17 protein-coding genes, 2 pseudogenes and 1 other annotated feature are annotated in these 19,606 nt (G+C 46.6%); of the genes and pseudogenes, 11 read left to right on the top strand and 8 right to left on the bottom strand.

What is annotated here, in order from left to right:
- Window positions 1-60: 60 nt before the first annotated feature.
- Together fchA and cysS are read right to left on the bottom strand one after the other, a co-directional pair.
- Window positions 61-690 carry a methenyltetrahydrofolate cyclohydrolase gene (gene fchA / locus ACR02O_RS08400; RefSeq protein ID WP_415878899.1) on the bottom strand — a complete coding sequence of 210 codons (630 nt, stop codon included), beginning with the start codon at window positions 688-690 and terminating at the stop codon, window positions 61-63.
- A gap of 9 nt (window positions 691-699) precedes the next feature.
- Window positions 700-2,073 (bottom strand): cysteine--tRNA ligase, encoded by a 1,374-nt coding sequence (cysS, locus tag ACR02O_RS08395; protein WP_494523193.1) that lies wholly within the window; start codon window positions 2,071-2,073, stop codon window positions 700-702.
- 114 nt (window positions 2,074-2,187) lie between these two features.
- On the opposite strand from cysS, the gene ACR02O_RS08390 reads away from it, so the two are divergent.
- The 5 genes from ACR02O_RS08390 (at window position 2,188) to ACR02O_RS08370 (ending at window position 7,149) form a co-directional block, all read left to right on the top strand.
- Complete coding sequence (locus ACR02O_RS08390) at window positions 2,188-2,769, top strand: peptidylprolyl isomerase (RefSeq protein WP_171694539.1); 582 nt, start codon at window positions 2,188-2,190, stop codon at window positions 2,767-2,769.
- Between the two features lie 49 nt (window positions 2,770-2,818).
- Window positions 2,819-3,544: a UDP-2,3-diacylglucosamine diphosphatase gene (locus tag ACR02O_RS08385; RefSeq protein WP_458136875.1), complete on the top strand. Its 726-nt coding sequence runs from the start codon at window positions 2,819-2,821 to the stop codon at window positions 3,542-3,544.
- A 342-nt stretch (window positions 3,545-3,886) separates the two neighbouring features.
- Window positions 3,887-4,663, top strand: coding sequence for a S1 family peptidase (locus ACR02O_RS08380; protein ID WP_458136874.1), 777 nt, complete (start codon window positions 3,887-3,889; stop codon window positions 4,661-4,663).
- Between the two features lie 31 nt (window positions 4,664-4,694).
- A complete protein-coding gene (locus ACR02O_RS08375) occupies window positions 4,695-6,083 on the top strand; it encodes a TIGR03013 family XrtA/PEP-CTERM system glycosyltransferase (protein WP_033155656.1) in 1,389 nt (462 codons plus the stop codon).
- 73 nt (window positions 6,084-6,156) lie between these two features.
- Entirely contained in the window at window positions 6,157-7,149 is a 993-nt protein-coding gene (locus tag ACR02O_RS08370; RefSeq protein ID WP_205451131.1) for an SGNH/GDSL hydrolase family protein, read from the top strand.
- Window positions 7,150-7,206: 57 nt separating this feature from the next.
- Here ACR02O_RS08370 and ACR02O_RS08365 read toward each other — a convergent pair whose 3' ends face one another.
- Complete coding sequence (locus ACR02O_RS08365; protein ID WP_458136873.1) at window positions 7,207-8,814, bottom strand: FAD-binding oxidoreductase; 1,608 nt, start codon at window positions 8,812-8,814, stop codon at window positions 7,207-7,209.
- A gap of 260 nt (window positions 8,815-9,074) precedes the next feature.
- On the opposite strand from ACR02O_RS08365, the gene ACR02O_RS08360 reads away from it, so the two are divergent.
- The 4 genes and pseudogenes from ACR02O_RS08360 to ACR02O_RS08345 all read left to right on the top strand — a co-directional run.
- Window positions 9,075-9,866, top strand: coding sequence for a PEP-CTERM sorting domain-containing protein (locus tag ACR02O_RS08360; RefSeq protein ID WP_205451133.1), 792 nt, complete (start codon window positions 9,075-9,077; stop codon window positions 9,864-9,866).
- 230 nt (window positions 9,867-10,096) lie between these two features.
- Window positions 10,097-10,315 (top strand): hypothetical protein, encoded by a 219-nt coding sequence (locus tag ACR02O_RS08355; RefSeq protein WP_205451134.1) that lies wholly within the window; start codon window positions 10,097-10,099, stop codon window positions 10,313-10,315.
- Window positions 10,316-10,547: 232 nt separating this feature from the next.
- Entirely contained in the window at window positions 10,548-11,723 is a 1,176-nt protein-coding gene (locus ACR02O_RS08350) for an integrase (RefSeq protein ID WP_458136872.1), read from the top strand.
- Between the two features lie 340 nt (window positions 11,724-12,063).
- A pseudogene (locus ACR02O_RS08345) lies at window positions 12,064-12,207 on the top strand (integrase core domain-containing protein); the annotation flags it as partial.
- A gap of 389 nt (window positions 12,208-12,596) precedes the next feature.
- Here ACR02O_RS08345 and ACR02O_RS08340 read toward each other — a convergent pair.
- From ACR02O_RS08340 to cysC, 5 genes and pseudogenes are all read right to left on the bottom strand, one after another.
- Window positions 12,597-12,955, bottom strand: a pseudogene (locus tag ACR02O_RS08340) (transposase); the annotation flags it as partial.
- Window positions 12,612-12,728: a sequence feature (AL1L pseudoknot), on the bottom strand. It overlaps the preceding pseudogene by 117 nt.
- 175 nt (window positions 12,956-13,130) lie before the next feature.
- Window positions 13,131-13,973, bottom strand: coding sequence for a hypothetical protein (locus ACR02O_RS08335; RefSeq protein ID WP_494523192.1), 843 nt, complete (start codon window positions 13,971-13,973; stop codon window positions 13,131-13,133).
- Window positions 13,974-14,106: 133 nt separating this feature from the next.
- Complete coding sequence (locus tag ACR02O_RS08330) at window positions 14,107-16,488, bottom strand: VanZ family protein (RefSeq protein WP_494523191.1); 2,382 nt, start codon at window positions 16,486-16,488, stop codon at window positions 14,107-14,109.
- Window positions 16,489-16,500: 12 nt separating this feature from the next.
- Window positions 16,501-17,454, bottom strand: coding sequence for a DHH family phosphoesterase (locus tag ACR02O_RS08325; protein ID WP_494523190.1), 954 nt, complete (start codon window positions 17,452-17,454; stop codon window positions 16,501-16,503).
- A gap of 1 nt (window position 17,455) precedes the next feature.
- Window positions 17,456-18,079, bottom strand: coding sequence for an adenylyl-sulfate kinase (cysC, locus tag ACR02O_RS08320; protein ID WP_445368283.1), 624 nt, complete (start codon window positions 18,077-18,079; stop codon window positions 17,456-17,458).
- 282 nt (window positions 18,080-18,361) lie between these two features.
- Between cysC and dusB the strand changes: the two genes are divergently transcribed.
- Window positions 18,362-19,339, top strand: coding sequence for a tRNA dihydrouridine synthase DusB (gene dusB / locus ACR02O_RS08315; protein ID WP_494523189.1), 978 nt, complete (start codon window positions 18,362-18,364; stop codon window positions 19,337-19,339).
- Window positions 19,340-19,603, top strand: a complete 264-nt coding sequence (locus ACR02O_RS08310; RefSeq protein ID WP_020485063.1) for a helix-turn-helix domain-containing protein — start codon at window positions 19,340-19,342, stop codon at window positions 19,601-19,603.
- The last annotated feature ends 3 nt before the right edge of the window (window positions 19,604-19,606 follow it).

Below are 19,606 nucleotides of genomic sequence, written 5' to 3'. Positions count from 1 at the left end.
CCTGCCGCTCAAGTTAAGCAGAGAGGGGGCGATTGAAATTGCCCCGTCCTAAGGAATGATTTAAAGCTTTTCGCTGACGATTCGGTAAATCTGCTCTGCAGCCTGTTCGCCGGCTTGCAACAAAGCGTTCAACTCGGCGAGTTGAGCCTCGGCAAACATCCTGTCCTTCAAACTCGCGGCGTTGATCTGTACATTCAGCGCGGCGCTTTTCAAGCCGGCGTAGCCCGCCATCACCGCCACCCCGGCATCGCTGATCACCCCTAGATTGCCGTGTTCGGCAGCCACCCGGCTCAACTCGATAGCCTTGGCGCAAGCTTTCGCGCATTCCAGCGGCACCAGGGTGGCTTCTCTGAGCACCGTTTGAATCTGTTCGGCGCGCACGGCTTTCTCGTCGTCAGTGCTTTTAGGTAAGCCATAACAGGCCATCAGTTTGTCAAATACATCGACATCGGCTTTGATCATGCCGATCAAGGTGCTGCGCAAGGCTTCCGACTCGGTCAGCAAGGCCTGCATCTGTTCTTCCACCGCCGCGTATTTGGGTTTGCCGATGGTCAGATTACAAACCATGCTGGTCAAGGCGGCGGCTTGCGCACCCATCACAGCCGCCGCACTACCGCCGCCGGGCGTGGCTTGCTTGCCGGCTAGTTCGTCCAGGAATGTTTCTACCGATTTATCTTTGATTTCGTTCATTGACAGTCCTTAACTTTCGCGACGCCAAATAGTGTTGCCGCCGGCCACATCCTCTAAAACTATGCCTTGTGCTTTCAATTGATCGCGGATTTGGTCGGCGCGCGTCCAGTCTTTGCCCGTTTTGGCAGCTTTTCTGGCGTCGATCAATTGCTCGATTTCCGTTTCACTCATGCCATCCGGCGCTGCCCCACCCTTCAAAAAACTGTCCGGATCGTCCTGCAATATGCCCAAAATGGCCGCCAGTCGCTTTAATGTTGCCGCTAGCACGCTTTTTTCCTCGGCTTTGTTTAATTCGCGCGCTAAATCAAATAGAACAGCCAAAGCCACTGGTGTATTAAAGTCGTCATCCATCGCCTGCTCGAAACGCTGGCAGTAATCTGCATCGATAGCCGCATCGATAATTTCGACACCTCTCAAGGCTGTATACAAACGAGTCAAAGCCACACCCGCCTCGTCGAGTTGCTCATCGGAATAATTCAGTGGACTACGATAATGGCTGGAAAGGATGAAGAAGCGGATCACTTCCGGGCGATATTGTTTCAACACCTCGCGCACGGTGAAAAAATTGCCCAACGATTTGGACATTTTTTCTTCGTTGACCCGCACGAAACCGTTATGCATCCAGTAATTCACAAAGGGTTCGCCGGTGGCGCCTTCCGACTGGGCAATCTCGTTTTCGTGATGCGGGAATTGCAAATCCATGCCGCCGCCATGAATATCAAAATGATTACCCAGGCAACAAGTCGACATGGCAGAGCATTCGATATGCCAGCCCGGTCTGCCCTGCCCCCACGGTGAATCCCAATAAGGTTCGCCGGGCTTGGCCATTTTCCACAGTACAAAATCCAGCGGATCGCGTTTGGCGGTATCGACATTCACCCGCTCACCGGCTTGTAAGTCTTCGATATTTTTACCGGACAGCTTGCCGTAGCCGTCAAAGCGGTTTACCGCATAAAACACGTCACCATTGCTACCGACGTAGGCAAACTCACGCTCGATTAATGTCGAAATCATCTTCACGATGTCGGCAATCGATTGCGTGGCTTTTGGTTCAATATCCGGCGGCAACACCGACAAAGCGCGCTCGTCTTCGTGCATCGCATCGATAAAGCGTTCGGTCAATGCGGTAAACGCCTCGCCATTCTCATTGGCGCGCTGAATAATCTTGTCGTCGATGTCGGTAATATTTCTGACGTAGGTAAGCTGATACCCGGCATGCCGCAAATAACGGGCGACCGTATCGAACACCACCATGACCCGCGCGTGGCCGATATGACAGTAGTCGTAAACCGTCATGCCACAGACATACATACCGACTTTGCCAAGCTGTTTGGGAATGAACTCTTGCTTACTTCGAGTTAAGGTGTTGTAGATTTTCAACATGTTGACCATAGGTGGATGTAGCGAAACATCTGGCAATCTATCAAGATTCCAGCTTCTCTTTCAAGATAAAAACACATAGAATTCGCGGCTTGCAGCGCGATTATGGAGCTATCAATGCGTACCACCCTGGTTTACCTGATGCTGTTTTTATTCTCAACCCTTTCATTTGCAACAGAAAATAAAATGTCCAATACACATAGCAAAGTCAAATTAACCACTTCCCTGGGCGACGTCGTCATTCAATTGGAAGACGAAAAAGCACCGGTTTCCGCCGCCAACTTTTTGGCCTATGTGAAACAGGGCTTTTATGCGGGTACCATTTTCCACCGGGTAATCCCAGGTTTTATGGCCCAAGGCGGCGGTTTCGATACCTCATTCAAACAAAAAGAAACTAATGCACCGATCAAGAACGAAGCCGACAATGGCCTGAAAAACAAACGCGGCACCTTGGCAATGGCCCGTACTAACGATCCGCATTCGGCAACCGCGCAATTTTTTATCAATTATAAAGACAATTCTTTTCTGGATCACACCAGCCCAAGCCCTAGCGGTTGGGGTTATGCAGTATTCGGAGAAGTGATCGAAGGCATGGATGTCGTCGATGCCATGGCCAAACAAGCCACCGGCAATCGCGGTCCGCATCAGGATGTACCGAAAACCGACATCGTTATCGAAAAAGCCGAAGTTATCGAATAATAATTAGCGGTTTCCGCCGGTAAGTGGGCGGAAACCGCTGTTGCTTAACGTGAAACAAGACGTACTCTTCATCTCCGACCTGCATCTGGCTTTGGAAAAACCGGAGATCACCCGGCGTTTCTTGGGCTTTTTGCAGCAGCGCGCCATTGAGGCAAAATCGCTGTATATCCTTGGCGATTTGTTCGACGCCTGGATCGGCGACGACGACAATACCCGACCTATCCCGTCCATCAAAAACGCTCTCAAACAACTTAGCGACGCCGGCACCGAGATTTTTCTACTACAGGGCAACCGCGATTTTTTGCTGGGTCAAGATTTCTGCCAGGAAACCGGTATCCGTTTGTTGGATGAATATGCGACTATCGAATTGAATGGTCAGCGAATTTTACTAACCCACGGCGATTTACTCTGCAGCGACGACTTGGCTTACCAGGCTTTTCGCAGCAAATCGCACAGCCCGGAATGGCAACAAAATGTGCTGTCCAAACCCTTATGGCTGCGGCTGATAGCGGCACGTTGGTATCGGTTGCGCAGCTATTACCATAAACGCGGCAAAACCCTGGATATTATGGATGTTAACCAGGATACGGTGGTCGAAAGCCTGCACAAGTATGGTTGCTGCACATTGATCCATGGACACACGCATCGACCGAAATTACACGAATTTATGCTGGATGACCGGCCGGCCAGACGCTACGTGTTGGCGGATTGGAAACCGGATGGCGCGGAGGTTTTGTGTTGGAAGAACAACGATTTTCAAACAGAATCGGTCTGATATAAGCATAAAAAAACCGGTAGCGATTTAACAGAAGGCCAGCGACCTGCGTTTTTTAATCTCAAACCCGCTGATACACCACTGCCACACACTACCGGGAATTGTCTTACTATCTCCGAAAAATAAGACTCAAAAGAAACCAACTAGTTCACTGGGTATATAATTTTAGTAGGTTAATGCCCACGCGCGTTTTTCCCGGTGGACATTAAGCGCTATCTAAGCCGGTGCCTGTCTATTACCAAAGTGTAAACAACGGTTAATTCACGACGACGCCCGCATTCATGCTAAGTTAGACTAAACTTTCCAAGCTCTACCAATTAAGGCCCCTTAACTCCTCCAGCCATGAAAAACCAAATACTTTATCTCTTGGCGCTATTTATCGGACTATGCACCATCGCCACCAGCCATGCCGATGAAGTTAACCTCCCCGACATTCTTGCCCGAGTCAAACCCGGAATAGTAGCCATCGGCACTTATATGCCAACACGAAACCCGCGTGCGGTATTCCTGGGCACCGGCTTCGCCGTTGCCGACGGCAGAAAAGTGGTTACCAACGCTCACGTAACCGCAAAAAAACTAGACGAAGAGCACCTCGAACGTTATGCGGTTTTTTATCGCCACGAGCAAAAAGAACAAATGCAAATTGCAGAACTGACCGTGACCGATGAAGATCACGATCTGGCATTGCTAAAGGTAGACGGCGGAGTTTTACCCGCACTGGAAATCGGTGACTCATTAATAGTGCGGGAGGGCGAGCAATATGCATTCACCGGTTACCCAATAGGCATGGTGCTGGGTTTGTATCCGGTCACGCACCGAAGCATTATTTCGGCTATTTCACCCAACGCCATACCGGCAATCGCCACTCGGCAGTTAAACGTCAACATGCTGAAACGACTACAGACGCCTTTCAATGTGTTCCAATTAGACGCCACCGCCTACCCCGGCAACAGCGGCAGCCCCTTGTACGACATCAATTCCGGAAAAGTTGTTGGTATCATTAACAAAGTCTTTGTACAGGGCAGCAAAGAAAATGCCATATCCAATCCCAGCGGCATCACCTATGCTATTCCCGCTGAACATATCAAGACGCTTCTAAAACAGAATATCGTCAAATAGTTATTATCCAGGAGTTAGCGGTAGCCTTCACATGATAAGAATTTTTCGACATTACATTTCCACCGCCTACCTTTGGTTGCTTATAGTGGAATCTTTGGTGTTTTATCTGGCTATGTATTGCGGCGCTGGCCTCAGATTTTTATATATAGCATCCTGGTATTCTCAATCCGAACTCGCTGCTTCAGCAGCGGTTTACGCAGTGGTGTTTATCGCCAGCTGTTCCGGTTTGGGCTTGTACCGCAAAACACTAGATAAAGAAGAATACAATATTCTCCAGCGCATCAGCTTCAGCTTTGCCGTTGCGGTTTTTATACTGGCGTTCATCTACTACATCATTCCCGATTTGATGCTGGCACGCAGCGTCCTGATTTCCGCAATTATTTTTTCTTTTGTGGGCTTGCTGTTAACACGTTATTTATTTTATCGCTTCGTCAATCTGGATAATTTAAAACGCAGGGTGTTAGTGGTGGGATGCGGGCAAAGAGCGGGCGAACTCAGCGTCGTTAATTCCAGCTATATTTATAGAGGATTTGAAATAGTCGGTTACATCACGCTGGAGGACGAACCAATAAGCGTACCCCATGCGATTGCGCTCAACGAAAAAATCAGGCTAACCGATATTGTCGAAGCCGCTAACGTCGATGAAATAGTCATCGCTGTCGATGATCGTAGAAAAAAACTACCCGTGGAGGAACTGCTGGACATCAAAATGTCCGGCGTGCAAATCATGGACTTGCAAACTTTCTATGAGAGAGAGCAACGGCTGGTTTTTCTGGAGGCGCTGAGTCCAAGCTGGCTGATGTTTTCCGATGGTTTTGTGAGTGGCGGTTTGCGCCCCATCGTCAAACGCAGCTTCGATATTTTAGCCAGTCTGCTGTTACTATCTGTCAGTTGGTGGCTAATGATCCTCACCATGTTGGCGATCTATATCGAAAGCGGCTTTGGTGCACCGGTTTTCTATCGGCAAAAACGTGTCGGCTATCGGGACATTCCGTTCGATGTCATTAAATTTCGCAGTATGCGTATCGACGCTGAAAAAAATGGCGCGCAATGGGCTAGCCAAACCGATGACCGCGTAACTCGCGTCGGCAAAGTGATTCGTAAATATCGGATAGACGAGCTGCCGCAACTGCTAAACGTACTAAAAGGCGATATGAGCTTTGTCGGCCCGCGCCCGGAGAGACCGGAATTCGTAAAAGGCTTCGAAGAGAATATTCCTTATTATAAAGAACGGCATAGGGTTAAACCCGGCATTACCGGATGGGCGCAACTATGTTACCCCTATGGCGCCAGCGAATACGATACCCGACAAAAACTGCAATTTGATTTGTATTACGTCAAAAACTACAGCCTATTTCTGGACTTGACGATAATGCTGAGCACGGTGGAGGTTATTTTGTGGGGTAAGGGAGCGAGATAAAAAAATATTTATAAAAACTTTAGTGATCAATAACTTACCATTAATCCTGCCACCCTATTAGGGAGAAGAAAAAATGAAAACTTCAATGCTACGATTTATTTTATTTACCTTAATATCGTTGCAACTCAGCAACTCAGCCTTGGCGGAGAACAACCGGAATCTTTATGTTTTCGGTGATAGCTTATCGGACACCGGCAACGTTTATATACAGACATCCGCCTCAGGACTTCCCATACCCGTCCCTCCCCAAAAGCGATATTTCAACGGTAGATTTTCGAACGGTCCAAATGCCGCTGAACAATTCTGGAAGTCACTCGGCAACTCGTCTAAAGTAAAGCCTATATTGGCGCTCTCTCCAGAAAAACTTACGCTGAAACCAAATAAAAACCTAGCCATAAGCTTTGCTTATGGTGGCTCTGAAACTAGTTTCGGCAATTCGGTACTAGGACAATTTAATGTGACCGGCCTACTAGGGCAAGTAGGCATGTTCAAGGTCATAAAAAATGACAGCTTTGTTGAAAACTCTTTGGCTTTTGTTTGGAGTGGAGCAAACGATTATCTCAATCAATTTGGCAAGGGAATCGTGATTCCTACAGAACAAGTTGTCGACAATATCAGCAAATCGATTCGTAACTTGTATGCTTCAGGGATTCGCCGTTTTCTAGTGCCCAATCTCCCTGACCTAAGTGAAGTACCGATTGCTAATTTCATAGCTTACCAAGACCCCGCAAATCCTCATCCGGAAATTCTCGACCTCCTTTCATTCCAAACTATCGATCACAACAACAGGCTAAGGATAGAATTGAGAGAACTTGCAAAGCTACCTAAAATCAAAATTTATAAAGTCGACATTTACTCCATAACCAAATCCTTGATCGTTAGAGATGATCAGGTTGTAGCAGGACCTGCGGCAGGATGTCTCTATAGTCCAGTATTGACTCAAGACAATTGTTCAATAGTGCCTTTCGATGCAGGAAACGGTTTGATATTTTGGGATGAAATCCATCCAACCACAGAGGTTCACAAAGTTTTCGCCGAAGCCATGCTAGATTCGATTAAAAACTAGCAGCCACCTAGATGCTGGGTTGGCTTTATTAGCCAAACCCAGCGCCCCCCAGTTTGTCTATAAGCCATAACGACCCGGGGCAATAATATTGTTTGGGTCGACAGCCTGCTTTAGAGAACGCAAAACATCAGGAACGGCATGTTCCTTAGCCGGCAAATCCATAGACTGGATACCGAGACGATAAGGCACAAAACCATGTTTTCGCCCCGTATCTAACAGTTCATGATAACAAGCTTGTGCCCTGGCAACCTCATCTGCGTCTTGCCTATCAAACAAAATTGGAATGGTACTATCCCAACAACGATCCGAAATACTAGTCAAGGTGATCAACGGCTCGATTCTATGTTTGATACAGATGGATTTCACCATTTCGACATATTGGCGAGTTAACTCAGGTTTCATGGGTAGAAGCGGCGAATACCAAATAAGCCCACAACCGTCCTTATCCGGATTCATCGAGGTACCATCAGTCGGCATGACACCTGACCGCCAGTAGGCCAGAGGCAAGGCAATCTCGCTTGGCTCTCCCGCAAACAATTGCATGGTTTTATTCAACGTCCCCAACACATTAACTAAATGTAAGTCGCGGATAACTGGCAAAGCCTGCGCGGCGCCATGCATGAATTTCACTAAACCCGGGGTAAAAAAAACAAGCCGTTTGGCGACAGGCTTTAATATTCTTCGAATCTCCCCTCTCGCCGCAGCAACAACTTTCTTATTGCCATAAATAGCACCCACACCGGTCCATTCCATGACCTGATTGCGCTTCATAAGCTGCTGCAGCACATCTTCCGGAATCAACCCATCCGAGCCCAAGCGGTCTTTTGGGTAAGGCTCCGACATCGACAATACCCGGTGTTTGTTCATCAGGTTGATAGAACCCGTCACCGTTCCCACCTCACGCAACACCTGCCGGACTTTTTCAACCGCCAACCCTAGATCGTCAGCTTTTTTTACACTGAAAAAAAACGCCTCAACTCGCTCCGGTTTTGGCGCCAAAGCAATCGTCATTTTGGTGACAATCCCAAAATTACTTTGCGAGAAAAGACCGTCCATGTAAGGCCCCATCCCCCATTTAAAAGCCTTATCAACCGCCTCGCCTCCCAAACCAGAGAGCATGGAAAGATAAATTTCTCCGTTGGGTAGCACGGCCTCAAGTCCCATTACCGCCCCAAAGTGATCAGCATACGGAGTGATGCCGTAGCCTCGCTCTAAGGCGTTTCCAACCAGACTACAATCAGGTCCAGCCCCGGTAACCGGAATCAGATACGGATGGTCATGCTGCTTTAAATAAGCATCAAGCTGGCGTTGGGTAACTCCGGGCTCGATAGTGAGCAAACCTGTTTCCTTATCAAAGTCCAGGATTTTATTCATCCGTGATAAATCAACCAACACGCAATGGTCCTGAGCTGGGTTTTTTGAGCCATAGCCCCAATTTCGCCCAGTGCTGTAGGGATAAAGAGATATTTGATGTTTATTAGCAATCCTGACAATCTGACAAACAGCTGATACATCCTCAGGTACGACAATTGCCGGAATGCTGCGACTAATTCCGACACAATTTGCAGCTATGAGACCCAATACATCTGGATTATTGACTACTCCATCAATACCGATTGCTTGCTGAAATTCGGTTAAAGCGGCAATTAAAGTGCGTGAATCCATTTTTATTCCCCTAACAACTGGTCAAGTAGAAATGAGTATAACAGCTTGCATAAGCACCTTGGGAGCTACTAGCACCATAACAAACGTCAGGTTTTTTTACAGCATACTGACTTGGAAGTTAATCGCACAAACACACCAAAATAAAACCACATAACAAACAATAGCTTATATAAAATATAACAAATGGCACAATACATGCTAAGTAGTGCTTGACTGAACACTAGGTCTTTTAAATTTTTCTGATACTTAAGGTGACTACTATGAAAACATCTACCAAACTGAAACTAATCGGCGCAGCAAGCTTGCTAGCCCTTAGCAGTGCAGCAAGCGCGTTGAGCGTTGACCATGTAAACTGGGATCCTGACTATCTAGATGCAGCAGACCACGACTTTTTGAGCGAATTTAAATTTACTCAGTGGTATTCAGCAACTGATACCGACCCAGTTCTTTACTCAAATGCTGTTGGGATTAATGATGTAACAGCTACGGTCACTGGCGTCGGCACTAGTGCCACAGGTTACTTCTTGCAAGGGGTTGGCGAAATCGACCGCGTTAACGGCGGATTTTCTTCCGGCCCTGCGTTTATGGATGCTGGTTACGAGCTAACATTTGCGTTCGGCGGTATTTCACTGCTTACAAACGGCACTTATGATCTTAGCGGTGCTTTCGCACGGATTTTTGTAAACGATACCGTTACTAACTATCAAACCCCAGCAGGCGGCGATGCCGAGGTTTTAGACGCTCAATCAGGCAGTGTATGGCTCGATTTAGCAATTGATTCACTTGTCTTCACTGGAAGCGGTAACGTTGAAGGCGGTAGTGTATCAGCACAACTTCGCGCTATTGGCGGCTCAGCCTATGCTTACTTTGACCCTAAAACTCTGGAATATAATTCCAGTGCCTTTTTTGACACAACGAACAATGCTAAAACTTCCAATGGCGGCAACGGTCAATTCAATGGCAACACAGTCTCAGTTCCTGAACCAACATCTTTGGCACTGTTAGGAATTGGTCTGTTAGGCTTAGCAGGACAACGTAGAAAATCAGCCTAACATTTGGCATTCTAGGCGAATTTGAAATTCGCCACTGTCGGAAAACCCCGGTTGAAAACTCATTCCACCGGGGTTTTTGTTTTTAATTCCGGTAGTCTTTTAAGCGAATCGCCCCCATTTTCTCGAAGACTCCAACCTTTGCGATAATGGAGTTCGAGGAGCCGCTATTTTGCCGAAAGATTTTTTCGAGCTTCCCTGCAGGAAAAAATCGGCAAAAACTACGCGACCGCATGCCCGCGGCGCCCCGATTCGTCCACGCCACCTCGTTCCGACCCAACAAGGAGTCGAAACATAGGCTCTCGCATGACTTAACGCCGTGTCGCGATGCCTTGCAGGTTTCGGAGTGCGATTTGGACATCATGAAGCGTCTGGATCAACTGCACCTGAAACACCCGTTCATGGGCCCTCGCCAGTTACGGGATCAGCTCAATCTGCAAGACATATCCTGATCGGCCGCAAGCGGGTGAAAACCTTGACCACGAAAATGGGCATCGAGGCGGTTTACTGCAAGCCTAACACCAGCAAGAAGACACCCGACCAAGAAGTCTATCCCTACTTGCTGCGCGACACAACCGTCGACCGTGCCAACGAATTGCCTCAAATTAAAAGTAACCCAAGGGTTCAGTAAAAACGGGTCGTTGCCTCACATTGTGTGTAACCGAAATCAAGCGGGTTACCACCATGGGAAAACACGAACGACGAGCCTATTTACACGCCATCCAAAAACGTTATCGACAAAGTGATAGGGCCACGAAACAAACGATCCTGAACGAGTTTTGCGAAGTCTGCGGCTACGCCCGTAAGTACGCGATTCGTTTGCTGAATCGAAAAGCCAAGCCAACCGCTTCGCCTAGCAAACGGCCCGGCCCCAAGCGGAAATATCAAGCCGAGGTGTTGCTGGAGCCATTGAAGCGCATCTGGTTCGCTAGCGATCAACTGTGCGGCAAGCGCCTGAAAGCAGCGATACCGATCTGGCTGCCGCACTACGAAGCGCAGTACGGCTCACTCTCCGATCAGGTTCGTGCCGACTTGCTAAAGGTTTCGGCGGCGACCTTGGATCGCTTGCTCAAACCCTTGCGCGTCCAGCACCCCAAAGGCTTGTCCGGCACCAAACCCGGGTCTCTGTTGAAAACCCAGATTCCCATCCGAACTCATTACTGGGACGAGACCCAGCCCGGTTTTGTCGAAGCCGATACTGTCGCTCACTGTGGCAATTCGCTGGCCGGCGATTTCGTCTGGAGCCTGACGATGACGGACATTGTCACCGGCTGGACCGAATGCCGGGCCACCTGGAATAAAGGCTCGCAAGGTATCCTGGAACAGATTCAGGCCATCGAGAACCTGTTGCCATTCCCTTTGAAAGGCTTCGATTGCGACAATGGTTCTGAATTTCTCAATCATCACCTGGTTCGCTATTTCACCGACCACCCGCAAAAGCCTGCGTTTACCCGCGCCAGGCCTTACAAAAAAAACGACAATGCTCACGTCGAGCAGAAAAACTGGACTCACGCCAGGCAATTATTCGGCTACGACCGGCTGGATAATGCCGCGCTGGTGCCGTTGATGAACGAGGTCTACAGCACGCTTTGGTGCCCTTTGCAGAATCATTTCTGCCCCAGTCTGAAACTTCAGAAAAAACACCGAGACGGCGCCAAAGTCGTGAAAAAATACCATGCCCCGCAAACCCCTTACCAACGGGTGATCAATCATCCTGGCATTCCGGAAACCACCAAACAGACTCTCCAGGAACATCATGCCAAACTCAATCCATTTGCTCTTAAGGCCGCCATTGAGCAACAATTGAAACTCATTTTTTCACAAGTCCAGGTTACCTCTAATGTGAGGCAACGACTCTGATACTTCGGTTACCTTTTTCTATGAGGCAATACGCCAATCAGACCTGGGCGCTGGATACGCCCAACATCCCAACGACCAAAGGATTCGCGTATTTAACGACAGTCGTCGACTGAGCCAGCCGCGAAGTCCTGGCTGCCAAGGCGTCGATAACTCTGGAAGCCTGCCATGCCGTGGAAGTTTTGGAAAAAGCTTTCAAACACTATGGCAGACTGAACATTCGTTAACACCAACCAAGGCAGCCAGTTAACCGCCAAGGCATTTATCGACGTGGTGAAAAGCCAAGGCTGCCAGCTTAGTATGGACGGCCGCAGGCCTGGCGAGATAATGTTTTGTCGAGCGACTATGGCGATCCGTCAAGTACGAGCGGATTTACCTACATGCTTACGATTCCGTCAGCCAAGCCCGTGCTTCATTCCTGGATTATTCCGAGTGGTATAACCACGGGCGACCACATTCCAGTTTGAAACAAAAAACGCCGCATTAGGCTTATAACGATGGGTTACCAACCCTCGCTGAAAATCTTGGAAACGGAGCATTAGCGAAGTGAAGATTTTTTAGTCCCCGATAGCCGTAGCGCCTTGCAGGTTTTCGCACAGAAGCGGAGAAAACCTGCAAGGCATCGCGACATGGCGTTAAGTCATGCGAGAGTCTGTGTTTCGCCCCCCCCTTGCTGGATCGGAACAAGGTGACGCGGACGAATCAGGGGGCAGCAGGCATAAGAAGTCGCGTAGCTTTTGCCGACTTTTTCCTGCTGGGAAGTTCGAAAAAATCTTTCGGCAAAAATAGCGACTCCCCGACAAGTTGGCCACCTAAACCATGACAGGGATTTCACTTCAAATCATCGATTTCCTGTTCAAAACCAAGGGATCACTTCTGGTAATACGTCGAAGGGGCAATCGGCAATATCTTACAGATCGGCTCGCCCCCATAAACGACGCGATGGTCGTCAATGAACGCTTTCATAGTTTGGACGAGCGGTCGAGCTCCGCATGTGCAAAATACGCCGACACCTCACCCAGAATCTCGTTGGCCAGGCGTAACTAGCGGACTTCGCACTCCAGAGCCTTGGTCTGCTCCGACTGGCTGTCGACCGGCCCTTTAGGTTTTACGCCAGCCGTTTGCGACAGCCGCAGCCAGCGACGTAAGGTCTCGGCTGCACAACCAGACTCGGCAGAAATCGATTGAATCGCCGCCCATTCGGACGGGTATTCGTCCTGATGATCTAGCAGCATGCAAACCGCTTGTTCTCGAATTTCCGATGAATAATGTTTAGTAGTTTTCTCTTTCAGTGCTCAATTCCCTCAGAGGTTAGAGCCTCCGAGACAACCGGGGCGGTTCACAACAACCCATCCAAACTTTTTCCATCAAAAGATATATCAAGATTTCTCAATGTTTTTTTAGGAGCAGTTATCTTAAATCTTGTTTAACAAAAAACCTAAACATCCGCCAAACCGAACCAAACCCCATTAATGCCAATAAGCTGTATACAAAATTCTTTATCGTCAAGTATTTTAAAATATATTGAAGTCGCCCAGTATCAACCTCTTCTTTTCTGGCGAAATTACGTTGAGAGAAGTCAAGTATAACCTTAGAATTTCTGCCAGAATCTTGATTTTTCCTATCACCAGCACCCTCAGGTTTAGCAGTTATCCCAATACTGCTCTTGAAAACTATCATAGCATTCAAATTCTCATCCACCCCGATAAACTGTTGTAATTTTCCCAACAAATTACTGCCACTTAAATCATACCCGACCATGCTCGCATATATCCTGCTGTCAAGGTCTTTGAGATCGTAATAGGTCCAAACTAATTTGCTATATATTCCTTCCCCAAGACTATCCCGTAGTTCGTCCAGGAGTTTTTTAGAGGAAAATACATCATCGGAGTAATTATAGCCACCCCTCCCCCAAACCAAATCGGCATCAGAAAAATCTGGAACAAAGAAGGAAAACTGCGCAGATTTATTAATGTTTTCCTGCTGTCGAAATATAGGTCGTGAGATCGAAGAATCGTCAACAGCCAATTCGTCTGGAGAAACCTTGGCCCTGATATTTTGGACAGCTATTTCATGACTATGAATTTTAGCAATATCTTTTTTAAGATCAACCGAACTTAGTATATCTTTAACTCCATCTGAAGCTGTTTGAGTCTTCTCTTTGTCGTCTTTCACGTTAACGCCATCTACGACAAGCTCAGCCTGAATACCCATCGCAACTACATTCGTAACGAATATGCTCAATAATGCCATCAGAATAAGTGCGAATGGAAAACTTCTAAATATCATGCAAGACTACCCAAGCACATAAATACGCATCAATTTAAAAAAAATAATAAAAACTAAAATAGCCATCTGAAAAACTAAAACACCACTAAGCACTTCGTTACATGGGCTTCGTTGAATATTTCGACGTAACCACATTACGAAAAATCATACACAGCGGGGCTTGAGCCGTAAAAACCAATAAAACCAGTCCAAAGTGCGCCACAAAAAAACGCGCCATTAATATATCGCCTGAAACTAAATGACTTCTATCAGCACTTAACAAAAATTGCATAGCCGAAAAAACAGCATCATACTTTAGAATAAACTGCTCCGTTCCCCAACTTAACAACTGATAGCCTAATGGAAAAGAAATTATAAATAAAAATCCGATAACAACAATGTGCCGATTATTATTAAAAACTGTTAAAAATAAAATTGACGAACCTAGCCAGCCGACCAGAAAAAAATAAATACCAATACAGATGACCGCGAAAGAATAGCCACTATTGATCATTAACTCTGTTAGATTGTCCGTCGCAGCTTCAATAACCACGATCCAATACCCAAACGGCAGTAACGATAATATCCAAAAGAAGCCTAAAACGAAAAGCCGCACCAACTGCCGAGTTGAAACCACCCAAAAAAGCGCCGCATGAGTGGCTGTCAATGCGATTAATGAATATACACCAAACAAACCTAAAAACCGAAACGCTAGCTCTAGCTCTGCGGGGATACTCAAAATAGGAGAGCCCAACACATCATGTATACTTTCCAGGGGAACAATAACCCTTACCAACATCCACGCTATCAGAGTATGTACCGCTAAAAAACGAGCATAAAAAAAAACTTCTCCCCTACCGTTTTTCAAAATATTCATCAAAGAGAATAGCGGATATGCAAAGCACCAATAAATCAATACAGCTATGCCTAAAGCACTGATGATTCGATATTCTTTCGAAAATAACTCCCTCACATTGTAAGGCATAGCCTCAGAGCCACTGACAAATATCAGCACACCCAAAGTCACAAATACAGATCCCACTGCCAGCAAAAATAGGGGAATCCCACTTGTATAGCTCGTAATATTTCTTGGACGACTCACGAAAGCCGAGCCTTCAGCAAAATTAGCCTGCCCCCTTGAAATCGCAAACAGAACCTCATTTCCCAGCTTGTTTTTAGGCTCCGGCAAAGCAGGTCCATTAGGTTGCAGCAGCTTGACCACCGAATAACCGAGATACCCTCCAAAAAATTCTAAAATAACATCTGTTATATCAACATTTTTATTTGGCAAAAACAATTGTGCAAATTCAATACTCAGAGCCGTCATCACTATTACAGCCAAAATAATGATACTTGCTTGATTGCGACTATTAAAATACTGAAAAGAATACCCTATCAAACCAAAAGGCATAAAAAATAAAATTTTATGAAAAACCTCTGTAATAGCCCTATATTCGGTACCATAATAATATGCATAAAAAGGCACTCTAAGAAACTTATCACTCCAAGTTGAAAGTCTTATATAACTCAACTCAAAATCATAAGGGTACAAAAATACAAATCCTACAACTAATGCCCATAAAAAATACGCTAAACACGCATACAAAACAGTGAACCTATGATAACTTTTCAAATCACTAGCACTTCCGACCAAAGCAAGCCCATTTGAACCTAACGTTATCAATTGCACGCCAATAAAACCACCCACCAACGCAAGCAAAATATCCGCAACATCGGTAACCCTGCTATATACAAACAGCTGAAAAAACTCAATTATAGTTGCCGAGAAAAAAACTCTTTTTAATAGATCAACTTTACTCAAAGGTTTCAGCTTATACCATAGCCAAGGAATTGGCATCCATAATATGACATCAGACAAGCAGTCATATATATCTCGAAAAGCTTCTCCCTTTAACCCATAAAATGGCAGTAGAATAACGCGCCCTTCATGCCATTTATGATAAAACTCAACAGGACTTAGGGTTAAATCCAGCGGCATGACGCTGTAAAAAAACATACACCCCAAATAGATTTGCAAATAGGGAACTGAATTGTTTTTATTTATTTGCCAATTTTCAAACCAATTGGCAAATCTTCCACCAAAAACCCACCACGCAAAAACACCAATGGCGGCTCCCAAAGTTTCGGCTATTATGTCGTTTAACGACACCGTTCTGGGAGGAAAAAATAACTGAGTAAATTCGATAGTCGAACAAAGCAAAAAACTGACTATCAATACAAAAACTGACGACACACACCTACCAACAAATTGTTGCTTTAGGGAAAGCGTGCCCAGCCAAAGAAAGGCAAGCGGTATAAATAGCAGAATATTGGCAACCCAATCTGCTCTTGACGCAATACCCAGGGTCAAATATTCAATATTCTGAAAACGAAACCAAGCATCGCTTAACGAAATACTATTAAATTGCCATGGCACCAAACTGCCGTAAACAACAAAAATCGTATAAACAACACAAGCAATTAATAAGCTATTTTTCACAAAAAACTTGGCTCATTGATATTGGCTTTGAAAAGCCGCTACAAAATTGGTCAACTGCTGGTATGGAATATGATTAATACCTGCCGCAGCCTTACGGCCGCCACCCGAAAATAAGGCACATAACACATCGGCACCAACTTTATTATTTATCGGGGCTCTAACGCTAATTTGATAGCCTCCTCTTTGATTGTTGCTAACGATTGCATGAGCCCTATCCGGATATTGATTAGCCAGTTGATTTCCCCATACACCAGATACCCGCCTTGCCCACTTTTCATCAGGCAAAATAACTACCGAGATACTGTCGGTCTGATATTCAGCATCAACTTGCGCCGCTAGACTCATATCCTCGTTATAACCATTAAATAATTGCTGACAAATTTCCGCCTTATCCCGGATAAAGTCAAACGGCGATATAAAACCTTCCAGCTGCCTATAGAGCTCATCCGGAGCAAAATATAGATCATCGATACTCGTACCGTAAGCGTTGTAATTGATAGCAATTCCCAGTTGCTGTAGTTGAAGCAATTCTTGGGCCGTTAAATCAAGTAACTTAGCAGCTTCTCTTGCCGAAGCATCCAAATTATCGCCAAAAGCCCCTGTCACAGCCCATTCGGCAAAGCGTTGCTTCAAATAAATGCTCATCAATAAACTTGTGCAAACATTCGCATCAGTGCTTATTAAAGAGGTCAGACCTTGGTGAACGGGAATTTCACCTGAATAATGGTGATCCATGTAAAAAATGCTGACACCTTTATTAAGAAGCTCGCATAGCGCTAAGCGATTCTTATCCAGAGAGATGTCGAGCACAACTATCTGATCGCCTGCCTCAGCGCAAACTCGACTTAATAAACCAATGTCGCGCTTGACCCCAGTAACAAGCACAGACTCCTTGGGAAAAGCCAATCGCAACTGTAGCAACGCACAAATACCATCTGCATCGCCATTAAATACGTCTATATTCACTTTACATTTCGCTTTTAGTAGAGGCGATAACACCGCGCTGCTCGAGCATGCTCATCACTTGATCGACACAGGCTTCCAACTCATACGTTCCGGTACCTACTATCATCTCGGGGTTTTCCGGCACTTCATAAGGAGAAGATATGCCGGTGAATAGTTTAATATCGCCTTGCCGCGCTTTTTTATATAGACCTTTTACATCCCTCTGTTCACACACGGACAAATCGCAGTTGCAGTAAATTTCAATAAAATCGCCGTGCGGTACCAAATTTCGCGCATATTGCCGTTCAGCCCGGAAGGGCGAAATAAAGGCAGTTAACGCTATCGTACCGGCCTCCAGCATTAATTTGGCGACTTCGGCAATTCTACGGATATTCTCCTGCCGGTCTTGATGACTAAACCCCAGATCGCCACATAAGCCTTGGCGAACGTTATCGCCATCCAACACAAACGTTCGACACTTTAACTGGTACAACCGCTCCTCGACGGCATGAGCCAAAGTTGACTTGCCTGCCCCGGATAAACCTGTAAACCACAGAATGGCCGATTTGTGCCCGTTTAAAATCTCTCGGCGGCTACGTGTTACGGTGGCATGATGCCAAACAGTATTTGAGCTTTGTTTATCCATTGAATCTAACTCCATAATTGTTCTGCCAAGACTACTTCATCGCAGGCAAGCGATGCAATCCTCTGCAACAAATCCGGAAATCTCGCCGATTGTCTACGCTTCTACTTCATCCGTGGATTTCGCGGCGATAAGGGTCACAGGAGATTTAAACGCCAAATTAATACTCAATACTTGCTCCCAAATCAACGCCAACAACGATTTTCAAGAACTTTCTTTCAGCCATCGTTAATCCGCGCGTTTTCGGGTATCATTTGCCGCCTTTTTCGACTAGCTTGGCTTTTCATGCGAATTGGCCCTTACGAACTTCCCAAACCAGTATTACTAGCGCCTATGGCGGGCATTACAGACGCGCCGTTTCGGCAAATCTGCAGCGAATTTGGAGCGGGGCTCACGGTGTCGGAAATGGTGATTTCAAATCGCAGCTTGCAGCACCACCCGCGCACCCTGAAAAAGCTCGATTACAACGGCGACATAAGCCTGCGCTCGGTGCAAATTTTGGGTACCGACCCTCGGCAAATGGCTGAAGCGGCCAAATTGAATCAGGACCGAGGCGCCCAGATTATCGACATTAACATGGGCTGCCCGGCAAAAAAAGTGTGCTCAGTGGCGGCGGGTTCAGCGCTAATGAAAAATGAGTCATTAGTGGCTAAAATTTTAGACGCGGTAATCAATGCCGTGGAAATTCCGGTAACCCTTAAGATTCGTACTGGCTGGGACTTAGATAATAAAAACGCGCCAAGCATCGCCAAAATTGCTGAGAGCTGCGGCATTCAAGCGCTCACCATCCACGGGCGCAGCCGAGCCTGTAAATTTACCGGACATGCCGAGTACGACACCATCAAACAGGTCAAACAAAGTATCAGTATTCCGATTATCGCAAACGGCGATATCGATAGCCCCGCTAAAGCCAGTGAGGTATTGGCATATACGGGAGCCGACGCGGTGATGATAGGGCGAGCGGCGCAAGGCAAACCCTGGATATTTAACGACCTAGTCGCCCATCTCAGCAACACGACATATTCACCACTTAGCTTGACCGACATCAAAGCCGTTATCAACCGGCACCTGGAAAATTTATACAGTTTTTATGGCAACGACAGTGGTGTTAGAATCGCCCGCAAGCACATCGGCTGGTATTTCGATCATCTCGGCAATCTGCCTGCCGACCAAAAGACTGCAATTAACCAAGCCCAACACGCTGCGCGGCAACTCGCGCTCGTCAACGCCTCTTTCAATTTGCTGACACCACGAGCCGCCTAGATGGGAAAACATCTTACACATAAAGTCACCGGCAGCGAGCAAACGCTGTCTGACCATGTCCGTCATTGCGTCGAAGACTATTTCGCCCACCTAAACGGGCACGATTCCAGCGGCTTATACCATTTGGTGTTAGCAGAAGTGGAAAGACCCTTATTGGAAACCACGCTGAAACACTGCGATTACAATCAAAGCAAAGCCGCGATCATCCTCGGCCTCAGCCGCAGCACCTTACGCAAAAAGCTTGAACATTACGGCATAGGTTAATTT

The organism is Methylomonas sp. PHL2-19, from assembly GCF_059331595.1.
The sequence above is the reverse complement of the archived record's forward strand: the minus strand, read 5'-3'. Positions and strand labels throughout refer to the sequence as shown.

What these genes read in the sequence shown, in the direction of transcription:
- ACR02O_RS08375 (WP_033155656.1), top strand. Translation starts at nt 4,695, where the DNA reads ATGATAAGAATTTTTCGACATTACATTTCCACCGCCTACCTTTGGTTG.
- dusB (WP_494523189.1), top strand. Translation starts at nt 18,362, where the DNA reads ATGCGAATTGGCCCTTACGAACTTCCCAAACCAGTATTACTAGCGCCT.
- cysS (WP_494523193.1), bottom strand. Translation starts at nt 2,073, where the DNA reads ATGTTGAAAATCTACAACACCTTAACTCGAAGTAAGCAAGAGTTCATT.
- ACR02O_RS08360 (WP_205451133.1), top strand. Translation starts at nt 9,075, where the DNA reads ATGAAAACATCTACCAAACTGAAACTAATCGGCGCAGCAAGCTTGCTA.
- ACR02O_RS08380 (WP_458136874.1), top strand. Translation starts at nt 3,887, where the DNA reads ATGAAAAACCAAATACTTTATCTCTTGGCGCTATTTATCGGACTATGC.
- ACR02O_RS08335 (WP_494523192.1), bottom strand. Translation starts at nt 13,973, where the DNA reads ATGGCATTATTGAGCATATTCGTTACGAATGTAGTTGCGATGGGTATT.
- ACR02O_RS08355 (WP_205451134.1), top strand. Translation starts at nt 10,097, where the DNA reads ATGCCCGCGGCGCCCCGATTCGTCCACGCCACCTCGTTCCGACCCAAC.
- ACR02O_RS08370 (WP_205451131.1), top strand. Translation starts at nt 6,157, where the DNA reads ATGAAAACTTCAATGCTACGATTTATTTTATTTACCTTAATATCGTTG.
- ACR02O_RS08350 (WP_458136872.1), top strand. Translation starts at nt 10,548, where the DNA reads ATGGGAAAACACGAACGACGAGCCTATTTACACGCCATCCAAAAACGT.
- ACR02O_RS08365 (WP_458136873.1), bottom strand. Translation starts at nt 8,814, where the DNA reads ATGGATTCACGCACTTTAATTGCCGCTTTAACCGAATTTCAGCAAGCA.
- fchA (WP_415878899.1), bottom strand. Translation starts at nt 690, where the DNA reads ATGAACGAAATCAAAGATAAATCGGTAGAAACATTCCTGGACGAACTA.
- ACR02O_RS08390 (WP_171694539.1), top strand. Translation starts at nt 2,188, where the DNA reads ATGCGTACCACCCTGGTTTACCTGATGCTGTTTTTATTCTCAACCCTT.
- cysC (WP_445368283.1), bottom strand. Translation starts at nt 18,079, where the DNA reads ATGGATAAACAAAGCTCAAATACTGTTTGGCATCATGCCACCGTAACA.
- ACR02O_RS08310 (WP_020485063.1), top strand. Translation starts at nt 19,340, where the DNA reads ATGGGAAAACATCTTACACATAAAGTCACCGGCAGCGAGCAAACGCTG.